We start from the raw sequence: 13,510 nt of genomic DNA on the forward strand, positions 1-13,510 counted from the left end.
CGATCAAAGTCTCTCCGTTCGCCAGCATGCTCTCGCTGCGTGACGCTGGTCAAGTCGCAAGGTCGAACCAGGCGGCTCCGCCGGCAAAGGAAAAGGTCTCGTCCATAGCAAACACAGGGTCCGCACGAAGGCGGCCCTCACCGTCCTCAACACGAGCTTCTGATCCAGGCGGAAGACCCGAACATTATCTACAGGGTCATCGAACAGATGCCCTCACGGCCCTAGCTGACAGAGGTTCTTCCACCTGGCACCCGCCCCTCGACGAAGGGCCGGTAATCGGAACCGCTTTTGACAACGGCGTGCACGACGCGCGCCATCTTGGCGGTAATAGCGGTCATCGCCTTGCGGCGCAGATCGGGATTGTCGCGATCTCTAGCGATGTAGCGTTCGAACTTGTGCCGGAAGCCGTTCTCACGCTGGCGGATGGCAACCTGCCCGGCAATCCATAGGGTGCGGCGCAGCCTGGCATTGCCAAACTTCGAAAGCCGGGTCTGGCCGCGATATTGGCCGGACCGCTGGGTCGACAGATCCAGTCCGCAGAACTTGAGAAACTGGCGATGGTGGTGGAAGCGGCGAAGATCTCCGGCTTCGGCAATGACCGTCAGTGCATTGATCGGCCCGATGCCGGGGATTTGCCGCAGGAGCTGATAATCCTGGCTGTGCCGAAGCAGTTCGTCGGCCTGGGCTTCGATCGCATTGCGTTGCCGGATCAGGCTGCGTGCTTCGGCAATGACCATCCGGAACATGCGGATGGCAGGAGCGTCGAGCGGCAACGGCAGTCCAATCGATGTACGCGCCGTCTGGTAAATATCCATGAGAATCTGCGTCTTGCTGACCTTGCGGCCGACGACATCCCAGGCTGCTTTGACGAACTCCTCCTTTGTCAGCGCCGTGATGTTTGCCGGCGTCGGAAAGGCATCGAGGAAGGCGAAGAACCAATCGCTGCGGCTGTTGCCCCGGAAGCGTTCGATCTCGGGAAAATACAGCGGCAGGTAATGCGTCAGGATGCGGTGCTGGATCTCGGTCTTGGCCCTGGCGATCGCTTCATGCGTCTTCGACAGTTCCTGCACGTCGTTGATGCCGACGCGCAGCGGATCATGGTAGACCTGCGTCGCCCGGATCCTCAGCATGTGCAGGATCACCTGCGCATCCTTAGGATCGTTCTTGTCCCAGCTGTTGTGCAAGGCCTCCCGGGTCCGGGCGAGCGCCAGCGACGACACCAGCTGCACCTCAAAACCCGCTTCAGCCAGCCGCCATGCTATCGGCCGGTGATAGTTCCCAGTCGCCTCAAAAGCGCAGACCACAGGTCGGCCATACGCCTGCAGCATTTCGATCAGCCGATCATGCTCCGCACGGCTGTTGAGGACCGACAGCCGGCGCCGACGTTTATGGCTAGGGGCCTCGATCAGGACTTCGTTGCAAGCCTTGGCAATATCAATGGCTACCAACACCGCATCGGCGAGTATAGCATTTGTACTGGTCATGGTCGGTCTCTCCGGAATGGGTTGTGAACATTCACATTCTAGAGAAACCTTGACTGGCCATGGCCACCTCGACCGGCGCGCGCTTGCAATGAAAGGCTGCGCGCACCGCTCCTTGGTGGCCTCTCCGCATTCCTTCCGTAGGTGCTACGTCCTATGTCAGTAAGCAGCGGGAGGTTTTGGTCAACAGGTCTCCGTTCACCGGCGATAGGCCGGTGTCGTTAAACTGATCCAGATGGTCTCCACCGTCAATGGGATCGCTCCCTGCCATAGCAAACACAGGATCCATCAGCGGCTTGTTGGCCGTGGTCTTCACCGTCCTTAAGACGGGATACGCCCCCAGGTGGAAGGCCCGAACATTATCTACAGGGTCGCGTCTTGCGCCCTCACGGCACTTGCAGAGAGGGGTCCTTCCACCTGGCATCCGACCGCTCGACGAACGGTCGGTATTGTGTTCCCGTTTTGACGACGGCATGCGCCACCCGCGCCATTTTGGCGGTGAGTGCAGTCATCGCTTTGCGACGGCGATCGGGATCGTCCCCGTGCCCGGCAACGTATCGGCCGAGCTTGTCGCGGAAGCTGTTGTCGCGCTGGCGCGACGCCACCTGCGCAGCCATCCAGAAGGTCCGGCGCAGGCGCGCATTGCCGTACTTCGATAACTTGGTCCGGCCTCGGAACGTGCCGGACTGGCAGGTGGCGAGGTCGAGCCCGCAGAACTTCAGGAACTGGCGATGATGACGGAAGCGTCTGAGATCGCCGGCTTCTGCCAGGATTGTCAGGGCGTTGATCGGCCCCATGCCTGGGATCTGGCGCAGCAGCCCATAGTCACGATTCCCTGCCAGCCTCGTTTGTGCGAGCGCTTCGATTTGATTACGCTGCTGAATCAAACTGCGCGCCTGCGCAATGATCATGCGGAACATAGTGATCGCCGCGGCATCTTCCGGAACCGGCAAGGCAATCGATGAGGAGGCCGTCTCGTAGATATCGTTGATCAGCTGCGCCTTCGAGACCTTGCGGCCGACGAGCGACCAGGCCTCGCCTGTGAAGGCTTCAACACCGAGCGCGGTGATGCTGCCCGGCGTGGGGAAGCGCTCGATCAACGCCAGGAACCAGTCTGACCGGCTGTTGCCGGCAAAGCGGGCGATCTCGGGAAAGTAGAGCGGCAGATAATGAGTCAGGATGCGGTGCCACGTCTGCGTCTTCGCCCTGGAGATCGTCTCGTGCGTCTTCGACAGCTCCTGAAGGTCATTGATGTCGGCCGCGAGCGGATCGACATAGACCTGTGTCGCGCCGATCCTGAGCATATGCAGGATAACCTGCGCGTCCTTGGGATCATTCTTGTCCCAACCATTGTGGAGCGCTTCTCGGGTCCGGGCCAACGCAACCGAGGAGACGAGACGCAGATCGAACCCGGCGCTGAGCAGCCGATACGCGAGCGTGCGATGATAGTTACCCGTCGCTTCAAAGCCGACAAGAATCGGACGTCCAATCGCTGTGAGTTCGTCGGCCAATCGGTCGTAATCCGGCTTTGTCGCCATCACGGTCAGCCGTCGGCGGCGCCCGCCTTCAGGCCGCTCTATCAGCACTCCTGGCGGTGCTTGGACACGTCGATCGCTACCAGTACGGCATCGGTGAGAGTAGAAAGGCGTTTGGTCATGGTCGTTCACTCTCCAAAGTGTTGTCTCGACAAACTCACTTTAGAGACCTGTTGACCGGCCATGGCCGCCGGGACGGCGCGCTGCGCTACGCAGGGCTTCGCGCGCCGTCAGCCAGCAGCAATACCAACTTCCCAATGTGCTACGGCACCGAGCTGACCTCGATGGCAGTCCTGCGATGGTGCCAACACACCGGCGTCGAATGGCACTACATCGCGCCGGGAAAGCCTACCCAGAACGCCTTCGTAGAGAGCTTCATGTATGGACGGCCCCTGCGTTGCAAGGTCTTTAGTGAGGTTAGAGCATAATCCGGGCCGGGTGCGTTCATGTATGCGGCCTGTTCGTGCGGCCATCTTCATGACCGCTGGCCCTGATGGAGTTCGCGAATCGACGCCTCATCAACGGGTCGCGCTTATCGGCGCTTAAAGCTCTACGGGCTTTGTCGATCCCCGGTCCGACCGGTCGTGCCGTCACCTCACGTTTGCCCTCGCAACCTCGGGATTTCCCGTCGATGGACTATGCTGCCGCAACCATGGGCGAGCGGAAGTTCTCGCCGCGTATCATCAGCGCCCAGGCGATGCGTGCCATCTTGTTAGCCAGCGCGATGATAGCGACCTTCGCAGGTCGGCGCTGCTGGAGGCTGTGTATCTACGCTTCACCGGTTGCCGCTTGCGCCTTTGCGAAGCGGATCGCATTGCCGGCACCAACATACAGGAGGTGACGGATATAGCGGTCTCCTCGCTTTGAGATCCGTCCGAGGCGATCCTTGCCTCCACTTGAGTGGCTCTTGGGCGTGAGCCCGAGCCAGGCCGCAAACTCACGACCCGAGCGGAACATTGATGGATCCGAGACGCTTCCGGCGATCGCCGTCGCGGTGATCGGTCCGACACCCGGTATCGTGGCAAGTCGACGGCTCACCTCGTTGGCGCGGTGCAGTGTTATGAGGCGCGCCTCAATCGCCTCGACCCGCCGCCAGACATCCGCAAGCTCTTCGATCAGCAGCGTCAGTGCTTGACGTGCCAATGGCGGCACAGACGAACTGTTCACTTCGACGGCAAGCTTCTCGACACGATGAATACCTTGCGGTGCAATAATCCCGAACTCCGCCAAATGCGCGCGTAATGCCGTCGCCAGCATAGTTCGTTGACGAACAAGAAGTTCGCGGACCCGATGGAGCATAAGCGCTGCCTGCTGCTCAGATGACTTCACGGCCACGAACCGCATGGTCGGGCGCGTAACCGCTTCCGCGATCGCCTCAGCATCGGTTGCATCCGTCTTGTTGCGCTTGACGTAAGGCTTCACATAGGCTGGCGCCATGAGGCGTACATCGTGGCCGAGCGCTATCAACTCGCGCGCCCAGTAATGCGCTGTCGCGCATGCTTCCATGCCGATCAGGCACGATGGCAGTTCGCGGAAGTAATCGAGCACTTGTCCTCGCCGCAGCCTCACCTGCGCGAGCGTGCGGCCTGCCTTGTCGGCTGCGTGGACCTGAAACATCTGTTTGGCGATGTATGAGACCGACGACCTGAATTTGCATTAGGATAGCTCCTGCCTGACAAACATCGACAGCTACCATGGCACGCCGAGGCGGGTGCAGGGGCCGTCCACCCCATCAACGGGCGCTTTCGGGACGAATGCCTCAATGACACGCTCTACTCGACGCTGTCCGAAGCGCGCAGCACCATCAGTTCATGGAGGGAGGATTACAACCAACACCGACCACATTCGGCACTCGGCAACATCACACCCGCCGAGTTCGCAACGAAATCCACGCTGGAAAAACAGGCCGCATAAGGCCAAAACGATGATCTGCGACCTTCAAATCGGACCGTTTTTAGTTAGAGTTTTTCCGCTGGATTTCCTCGGACTGGGAGGAGCGGAGAGCGATGAAAGCCTCGAAGTTTTCAGACGCGCAGAAGGCATTTATTCTGAAGCAGGGTTCCGATGGGGTGCCGGTGGCCGATATTTGCCGTAAGGCCGGGATCAGCCAGGCGACCTTTTTCAACTGGAGAAGGAAGTACGACGGCTTGCTGCCGACCGAGATGCGGCGGCTGAAGCAGCTTGAGGATGAGAATGGCAAGCTGAAAAAACTGGTCGCTGATCTCAGCCTGGATCGCGAGATGTTGCAGGACGTCATCCGCCGAAAAATCTGAGGCCTGTTCGTCAGCGCAAGCTCGTCGACGCGGTCCGCGGTGAATGGGATGTCTCGATCCGGCGGGTGTGCCAGATACTCGAGGTCGACAGATCAACCTATCACTACAAGTCGCGCCGGCCCGGACAGGCCAGCCTCGAAAGCAAGATCAAGGAGATCTGCCAGACGCGGGTTCGCTACGGCTACCGCCGCGTGCATGTGCTGCTGCGCCGCGAAGGCTGGCTAATCAACCAGAAGAAGACGCGACGGATTTATCGCGAGTTAGGCCTGCAATTGCGCAACAAAACGCCGAAGCGACGGGTCAGGGCGAAGCTGCGCGACGATCGCAGAGATGCCACGCATCCCAACGAGACCTGGGCGATGGACTTTGTGCACGATCAGCTCGCCACGGGAAACAAGATTCGTGTGCTCACCGTTGTCGACTTATTCTCACGGTACTCGCCGGTGCTTGATCCGCGCTTCAGCTACCGCGCCGAGAATGTCGTTCAAACGCTGGAGCACACCTGGGCAGCCGTTGGTTATCCGAAGACCATCCGCGTCGATCAAGGCTCCGAGTTCATCTCGCGCGAACTGGATCTGTGGGCCTATTCCAATGGTGTCACGCTCGACTTCAGTCGGCCTGGCAAACCGACTGACAATGCGTTCATCGAAGCCTTCAATGGACGCTTCCGCGCGGAGTGTCTGAACACTCATTGGTTCCTGACCCTTGACGACGCACGATCAAAATTGGAAGATTGGCGCAGATACTACAACGAACAACGCCCGCATGGGGCGATCGGGAATAGACCCCCGATTACGTTGCATAATCGTGACAGCGATCCCAGCTCGCCGTCATGACAAAGCCGGAAACTCTAGCCTCCGGCGGTCCAAAGAATGGTCTCGGATCAACGAAAACCAGGACTCTCCCTCAAGCCGGAGGAGACTAGGGTCTCAGGTCACAGACAGTACGAGTGACGTGACGACCAGCGCCATTCTTATAGAATCACTTCGCCGCGGACGGGCCACATTGTTATATTTTCGGAAGATCTATGGTCTCAAGCGGAGGCGGAGATCTAATCGGTACAAGACACAGTACCCGCGGCAACGGTCGCATGAGATGATGCAACGTCCGCACCCCAATCATCGATTATTCCATCTGAGGCGAGCCAGCGCGTTTTATTCTTGTCGCACCTAGGCTCAGGACTCATTGATCAGATCCAGAAGATGACGGTTGCTGCGATGCAGATAGCCGAGAAGAAGGTGTGAGCGCATCGATCGTAGCGGGTGTGGATGCGCCGCCAGTCCTTGAGCCTGCCGAACGCATTTTTGATCTTGTGCCGTTGGCGATAGAGCATACGGTCATGTTCGATCGGCTTTGCGCGGTTGGGCTTGGATGGGATGCAGGCCGTGACGCCCCGGGCCGCGAGTGCCAAGGCGGAACCAGTTGGCGTCATAGCCCTTGTCGCCGAGCAACTGCTTGGCGGGCGGCAGCGCATTGATCATCAATGCGGCCCCTTTATAATCGCTCATCTGGCCTTCGCTAAGCAGCATGATGACAGGGCGTCCCTGACCATCGCAGACGTCGTGCAGCCTTGAGTTCAGACCGCCCTTCATGCGCCCGATACGTCGGGGAACAGGCCCTTTTTTAAAAGGCTTGCAGCGGTGCGATGCGCCTTCAGATGGGTGGCGTCGATCCTTAACCGCTTCGGAGCGCCGCCCTTACGAGCCAGTTCGGCAAATATCTTGTTGAACACACCAAGACGGCTCCAGCGCACGAAGCGATTGTAGACGGTCTTGTGCGGACCATACTCACGCGGCGCATCGCGCCAGCGCAGACCGCTCCTGATGACAAAAATGATGCCGCTGATCACCCGCCGGTCATCAACCCTCGCAACTCCGTGCGACAAAGGAAAATACGGGTTCGATCCGGCGCATCTGCGCCTCGGTGAGCAGAAACAAATCGGACATCGCGGCGTCTCCCAGAAACGCCAATGAATCAGTCCAAACACCTCTCCGCAAGAAATTAATGGGTCCTGATCCTAACTCCTACACAGTCTCTCAACGACCAGCCAGACCCCAAAGTGCGCGGAATAACACACGGCATTAGAACAGCCGAGTTAATAAGCATTGCGCTTTCGAATAACCTCGAAGAATGTCTTGATCAAGATCTGAATATCTAGCCAGAGACTCCAATTATTGATGTACCACAAATCGAGCCTTACGCGTTCAGAGATCTCTTTGACAGAAGGTGTTGCGCCTCGCATTCCGTTGCACTGAGCCCAACCGGTAATGCCCGGCTTGACGTGATGGCGGAAAGCGTAATCTCCAAGTATTTTTTCGAAGTGACTATCATGCGCCAACGCATGGGGACGGGGTCCGATAACTGACATATCACCTCGCAATACATTCAGTAATTGCGGCAATTCATCAATACTCGCCGATCGCAGTAGTCGTCCGATAACGGTCACTCGCGGATCGCCTAGCGTCGCTTGAACAATGATTGACCCGTTTTCTTGGACCTTCATGGTGCGGAATTTAAACATGATAAATTGCTTACCGTTAAAGCCGTTCCGGTGTTGTCTGAAGATCACGGGTCCGGGACTGTCGAGCTTTATCGCAAGCGCGGTCAGAATCATGATTGGCGCAAAAAACAGAAGCGCTGATAGCGCGATGATAATATCCATCGCACGCTTTACTGCGCGCTCGGCGGAGCTCAAGGGTGCGCGCTGAATTTCGATCGCCAGCACGCGCTGCCTCGCTGATGATGCATAATTCGTCAGCGACCGCACTCGCATATCTGGCAACAAGCGTGCTGCAACCGGAAGCATCTTGATTTGATCTCTAACAAACTCCATTCGATCAGAATCATTCCAAGGCAGTGCCAGCAAGACCTCTCTGCAGTTATTATGCCTAACAAAATTTGAGACCGACTTGAGCAACCGTAAGTCGCTCGAAGCACGCATCGAAGGATCGGCGTCCTGGCTCAATGAAAAGTGAAAAGCATTGGCTGCACCACAGAAAGCCAGCATATCGCGTGGCTCAAGCGCTCCAAGTTCATCAATATCACCGATCAAGACAACATCGCGGCGTCCGATGGTTCCTCGGGCTACAGCATCAGTCAGTAGGCTCTTTGAAAGTTTACGAACTCCAACTAGCCCCAACGGGACCAGAAAATAAAAGACACCAAACGCCCCACGAGAATAGACCACTCCAATTTTTAAAAGGAATGCGAAGAAAGCGAGCAACAATCCAGTGGTAAACCAGCATGTTAGTATTGCTCCGATCTCAACGTGAGGCTTAACGCTTTCCGGAAAGTCATAATGGCCTCGGCCGCTCATCCGTAGAATGTATACGAAGCTTGCCAGGAGCCCGACCGCACAATACGGAAATATGCTGGGCAGAGGATTTCCTACAAGCGATTGATATCCGATCCCTCCTGCTATGCTTGTCATCAAAATGACGAAAGCGTCGATGGAGGCTAAGAGGTAAGGAATCGTGTTGCTTGAGACCTTTGACCGCTCTTGTCCAAGGTGGCCGGATTGATTGGCGTCGTCCAGCATCTCAGAATCAATTGTCATCAACTGACACCAAACGCCTCGTTGAAGGCGGCAGGAAGGCGTCCCCCGCCGCCGATTAACATCTCGTTAAGAGATTCCAATCTAGCCTCATAAGGCGAGTAGCACAATAATTAGCAGGCGTTTTAACTCGACATGACCGTTTCGAGATGAAAAGATGGAGGCTCCCATGCTGCCAATGCTGGTTTGCATTGCCGGTATTTATATTGGCCTCTACTTCAAATTTTTGACTTCATTGCCGGTCTCGGTGCTTGGCGGTGGAGTATCAATTGTCTTCACCGCAAGTGCAGAACAATCCTTTGCCAATTTACCCGTTGCGCTTTTGTTCCCAATAATTCTTGCTCAGGTGAAGATATGTTTTTGGGCTTAAAATGCGACAGAAGTTCGGTCACTGGACTGCCCCTATGAGGTGGTCCGGTTTCAGTCTTAGTGCATGATGGGCTTTTCGGCCATTGCTTGCGCTGCTGGTGGGAGCGATCCGCCCGGCTTTGAAGACCAGACAATGGCCTCCGGTGCCGGTGGTTTGTATCCGAGCGAAGAGTGAGGCCGCTCGGTGTTATAATAGCGCCGCCATGCTTCGATGATGACCTTTGCCTCGGTGAGGCTGTAGAAGATCTCGCTGTTGAGGAGTTCGTCGCGAAGCTTCGAGTTGAAGCTCTCGCAGTAGCCGTTCTCCCACGGGCTTCCGGGCTCGATGAACGCGGTCTTGGCGCCGACAGCTGCAATCCACTCTCGCACTGCCTTGGCGATGAACTCCGGCCCGTAGCACATTGGGAAGTTGGTATTGCTGCTGGCTGACGGCGCGCGAAGCCCTGCGTAGCGCAGCGCGCCGTCCCGGCGGCCATGGCCGGTCAACAGGTCTCTAAAGTGAGTTTGTCGAGACAACACTTTGGAGAGTGAACGACCATGACCAAACGCCTTTCTACTCTCACCGATGCCGTACTGGTAGCGATCGACGTGTCCAAGCACCGCCAGGAGTGCTGATAGAGCGGCCTGAAGGCGGGCGCCGCCGACGGCTGACCGTGATGGCGACAAAGCCGGATTACGACCGATTGGCCGACGAACTCACAGCGATTGGACGTCCGATTCTTGTCGGCTTTGAAGCGACGGGTAACTATCATCGCACGCTCGCGTATCGGCTGCTCAGCGCCGGGTTCGATCTGCGTCTCGTCTCCTCGGTTGCGTTGGCCCGGACCCGAGAAGCGCTCCACAATGGTTGGGACAAGAATGATCCCAAGGACGCGCAGGTTATCCTGCATATGCTCAGGATCGGCGCGACACAGGTCTATGTCGATCCGCTCGCGGCCGACATCAATGACCTTCAGGAGCTGTCGAAGACGCACGAGACGATCTCCAGGGCGAAGACGCAGACGTGGCACCGCATCCTGACTCATTATCTGCCGCTCTACTTTCCCGAGATCGCCCGCTTTGCCGGCAACAGCCGGTCAGACTGGTTCCTGGCGTTGATCGAGCGCTTCCCCACGCCGGGCAGCATCACCGCGCTCGGTGTTGAAGCCTTCACAGGCGAGGCCTGGTCGCTCGTCGGCCGCAAGGTCTCGAAGGCGCAGCTGATCAACGATATCTACGAGACGGCCTCCTCATCGATTGCCTTGCCGGTTCCGGAAGATGCCGCGGCGATCACTATGTTCCGCATGATCATTGCGCAGGCGCGCAGTTTGATTCAGCAGCGTAATCAAATCGAAGCGCTCGCACAAACGAGGCTGGCAGGGAATCGTGACTATGGGCTGCTGCGCCAGATCCCAGGCATGGGGCCGATCAACGCCCTGACAATCCTGGCAGAAGCCGGCGATCTCAGACGCTTCCGTCATCATCGCCAGTTCCTGAAGTTCTGCGGGCTCGACCTCGCCACCTGCCAGTCCGGCACGTTCCGAGGCCGGACCAAGTTATCGAAGTACGGCAATGCGCGCCTGCGCCGGACCTTCTGGATGGCTGCGCAGGTGGCGTCGCGCCAGCGCGACAACAGCTTCCGCGACAAGCTCGGCCGATACGTTGCCGGGCACGGGGACGATCCCGATCGCCGTCGCAAAGCGATGACTGCACTCACCGCCAAAATGGCGCGGGTGGCGCATGCCGTCGTCAAAACGGGAACACAATACCGACCGTTCGTCGAGCGGTCGGATGCCAGGTGGAAGGACCCCTCTCTGCAAGTGCCGTGAGGGCGCAAGACGCGACCCTGTAGATAATGTTCGGGCCTTCCACCTGGGGGCGTATCCCGTCTTAAGGACGGTGAAGACCACGGCCAACAAGCCGCTGATGGATCCTGTGTTTGCTATGGCAGGGAGCGATCCCATTGACGGTGGAGACCATCTGGATCAGTTTAACGACACCGGCCTATCGCCGGTGAACGGAGACCTGTTGACCAAAACCTCCCGCTGCTTACTGACATAAGACGTTATCAGAACGAACGTGGCCAGGCACGCCGCGCAGGATGAACAGGTCCGACAGGGCGTCGATGACGTCGGTCGAGTTGAGCTTGCGATCGATGCGGATTGCCAGACACTCCCGGGTGAACTCGTCGATGATGTTGAGCATGCGGAACTTCCTGCCATTGTGGGTCCGACCCTCGACGAAGTCGTAGGACCAGACATGGTTGGGGTGCTCCGGTCGAAGCCGGATACACGATCCGTCATTCAGCCAGAGACGTCCTCTCTTCGGTTGCTTCTGGGGAACCTTCAGCCCCTCCCGCCGCCAGATCCGCTCGACCCGCTTGGCATTCACCGTCCAGCCCTCGGACCGCAGCATCGCCGTGATCCTGCGATAGCCATAGCGGCCATACCGGGAGGCGAGCCGGATGATGTCGGCGGTCAACGCCTCCTCATCTGCTCGGCCTTTCGGCGTCTTGCGCTGCGTCGAACGATGCTGACCGAAAACCCTGCAGGCAAAGCGCTCCGAAACGGAGAACTTCACCATGACATGGTCGACGCAGCGACGGCGCCGGGAAGGGCTCAGATGGGGTATTCGGGGTTTTCCCTCGCCAAGGCGTCCGTTGCGAGGCGAGATTGAAGCTCCAAATATTCAACATCGAAGGAGCCCGTCATGTCACTATTTGCTGGCCTCGATATCTCTGTGAAGACGACCGCTATTTGCGTCCTGGACGCGAACGGGCGAGTCCTTCTCGAGACGATGGTTGATAGTGCACCAGAGGCAATAGCTGGTCGCTTGCACGAGTTTGGTCAGCCTTTCGAGCGGATCGGATTGGAAGCAGGACCATTATCCCAGTGGATCTATGCCGGTCTCGTCGACGTTGGCCTTGCGGCGATCTGTGTCGAGACCCGGCATATGCATGCAGCGCTCTCGGCACGCATCAACAAAACCGACCGGAACGACGCCCGCGGGATCGCCCAGATGATGCGGGTCGGGCTGTTCAAGGCAGTCCACGTCAAAACTCCCGCCAGCCAACATCGAAGACTTCTGCTGACCTCTCGCAAATTGCTGCAGCGGAAGATTTATGACATCGAGAATGACCTGCGGGGCTCGCTGCGTAATTTCGGACTCAAGGTTGGTGTGGTTGGCAAAATCAAATTTGAGGACCGTATCCGTGAACTTGTTGCAGATCATTCGTTCGTTGCTGCCATCGTCGCTCCGTTGTTAGAGGCACGAGCAGCTCTACGAGCTCAGTTTGCTAAACTTCACCGCATGCTGCTTGATCTGGTGCAGGTCGATCCGGTCTGTCGCCGGCTGATGTCCGCGCCAGGGGTCGGACCGATCGTCGCTCTCACGTTCCGAACCTGCGTCGACAATCCCGCGCGGTTCTCAAGATCCAAGTGCGTGGGTGCTCACTACGGACTTACGCCGCGCATTTATCAGTCCGGCGAGATCTCCAGGACGGGTCGCATCTCCCGGTCTGGGGATGTGATGCTTCGATCCAGTCTCTATGAAGCAGCTCTCGTCGTATTAACTGGTCCAGGTCGCTGGAACCCGCTCAAGGCCTGGGGCATTGCAGTGGCGCGCCGGCGCGGAATGCAAAAGGCGATGGTCGCAGTTGCACGCAAGCTCGCGGTCATACTTCACCGGATGTGGAGGGACGATACCGACTTCCGCTGGAGCGCAGCTACAACCTAGTCACAGAGGAAATCCACACCGATTCAACTTCCTCCATGCTGGAGGAGGCGTCCCGCGAGGACGACGGGATTGGGTGAGACCGAGGAAACTCGTGCGGCGCACTTACGACCGCGCGGCTTAGATGGCTCCGCCCTTTCCCTCTGATCCCATCATGAGGCTGCAAAATGCTGACCTCGGAGAGAAGCAGGAGCCTCGCAGGATGATCTCTGACATCGTGGACGTGCAAAAAGGAGCTTGCATCATGCACCCCGAATAGAGAAGAAGTTTCCCGAGGCAGCCTCTTTCAGGATTAGCTTCTCCAGCGTCAGGTCCGACACAGCCTTACGCAGCCGGTCGTTCTCTTTCTCGAGCTCTTTCAAGCGCTTTACCTGATCGCCCTTCAGGCCACCAAAATCCTTGCGCCACCGGTAATACGTGAACTGCGTCACGCCGATCGAACGAACCGCTTCGCCAACCGTTCTGCCTTGAGAAAGTAAAACATCAACCTGGCGCAGCTTCGCGACAATCTCTTCCGCCTTGTGCTTCTTCTGGGGCATTCCAACGTCCTCTCTAACGGCGAATAGCCTAAGTCAGGGAGGACCACTT

The 13,510-nt window shown here is 57.9% G+C and carries 4 protein-coding genes and 10 pseudogenes; 6 read left to right on the forward strand and 8 right to left on the reverse strand.

All coding sequences use genetic code 11. The features are described from left to right. Positions 1–196: 196 nt before the first annotated feature. Both NB311A_RS08625 and NB311A_RS08630 read right to left on the reverse strand, forming a co-directional pair. A pseudogene (locus NB311A_RS08625) lies at positions 197–1,484 on the reverse strand (IS110 family transposase). 391 nt (positions 1,485–1,875) lie between these two features. After that, positions 1,876–3,138: pseudogene (locus NB311A_RS08630) on the reverse strand (IS110 family transposase); the annotation flags it as partial. 144 nt (positions 3,139–3,282) lie between these two features. On the opposite strand from NB311A_RS08630, the pseudogene NB311A_RS20425 reads away from it, so the two are divergent. Beyond that, positions 3,283–3,393, forward strand: a pseudogene (locus tag NB311A_RS20425) (integrase core domain-containing protein); the annotation flags it as partial. A gap of 259 nt (positions 3,394–3,652) precedes the next feature. Here the strand turns inward: NB311A_RS20425 and NB311A_RS08635 are convergent. Beyond that, positions 3,653–4,673 (reverse strand): annotated as a pseudogene (locus tag NB311A_RS08635) (IS110 family transposase). A 74-nt stretch (positions 4,674–4,747) separates the two neighbouring features. Here NB311A_RS08635 and NB311A_RS20430 point away from each other — a divergent pair. Both NB311A_RS20430 and NB311A_RS08645 read left to right on the forward strand, forming a co-directional pair. Further along, a pseudogene (locus tag NB311A_RS20430) lies at positions 4,748–4,930 on the forward strand (transposase); the annotation flags it as partial. Positions 4,931–5,022: 92 nt separating this feature from the next. Continuing rightward, positions 5,023–6,125 (forward strand): IS3-like element ISNisp3 family transposase gene (locus NB311A_RS08645; protein WP_086008696.1). Its coding sequence is split into 2 segments (ribosomal slippage): positions 5,023–5,278 and positions 5,278–6,125, totalling 1,104 coding nucleotides; the frame shifts between segments, so codons are not numbered across the junction. 353 nt (positions 6,126–6,478) lie between these two features. On the opposite strand, the pseudogene NB311A_RS20435 reads toward NB311A_RS08645, so the two are convergent. Together NB311A_RS20435 and NB311A_RS08660 are read right to left on the reverse strand one after the other, a co-directional pair. Beyond that, positions 6,479–7,235 (reverse strand): annotated as a pseudogene (locus tag NB311A_RS20435) (IS5 family transposase). A 149-nt stretch (positions 7,236–7,384) separates the two neighbouring features. Next, positions 7,385–8,845 (reverse strand): undecaprenyl-phosphate glucose phosphotransferase, encoded by a 1,461-nt coding sequence (locus NB311A_RS08660; RefSeq protein ID WP_040674540.1) that lies wholly within the window; start codon positions 8,843–8,845, stop codon positions 7,385–7,387. Positions 8,846–9,011: 166 nt separating this feature from the next. On the opposite strand from NB311A_RS08660, the gene NB311A_RS21555 reads away from it, so the two are divergent. After that, positions 9,012–9,212 carry a hypothetical protein gene (locus NB311A_RS21555; RefSeq protein ID WP_131522897.1) on the forward strand — a complete coding sequence of 67 codons (201 nt, stop codon included), beginning with the start codon at positions 9,012–9,014 and terminating at the stop codon, positions 9,210–9,212. Positions 9,213–9,268: 56 nt separating this feature from the next. On the opposite strand, the pseudogene NB311A_RS21095 reads toward NB311A_RS21555, so the two are convergent. Further along, positions 9,269–9,604 (reverse strand): annotated as a pseudogene (locus tag NB311A_RS21095) (transposase); the annotation flags it as partial. Positions 9,605–9,748: 144 nt separating this feature from the next. Here NB311A_RS21095 and NB311A_RS08670 point away from each other — a divergent pair. Then, positions 9,749–11,011: pseudogene (locus NB311A_RS08670) on the forward strand (IS110 family transposase); the annotation flags it as partial. 243 nt (positions 11,012–11,254) lie between these two features. Here NB311A_RS08670 and NB311A_RS08675 read toward each other — a convergent pair. Next, positions 11,255–11,812: pseudogene (locus NB311A_RS08675) on the reverse strand (IS3 family transposase); the annotation flags it as partial. A gap of 87 nt (positions 11,813–11,899) precedes the next feature. On the opposite strand from NB311A_RS08675, the gene NB311A_RS08680 reads away from it, so the two are divergent. Then, a complete protein-coding gene (locus NB311A_RS08680; protein WP_040674543.1) occupies positions 11,900–12,925 on the forward strand; it encodes an IS110 family transposase in 1,026 nt (341 codons plus the stop codon). Positions 12,926–13,179: 254 nt separating this feature from the next. On the opposite strand, the pseudogene NB311A_RS08685 reads toward NB311A_RS08680, so the two are convergent. Beyond that, positions 13,180–13,461, reverse strand: a pseudogene (locus NB311A_RS08685) (transposase); the annotation flags it as partial. Positions 13,462–13,510: the final 49 nt, after the last annotated feature.

This window comes from Nitrobacter sp. Nb-311A, assembly GCF_000152905.1.
In the GTDB taxonomy this organism is placed as follows: Bacteria; Pseudomonadota; Alphaproteobacteria; order Rhizobiales; family Xanthobacteraceae; genus Nitrobacter.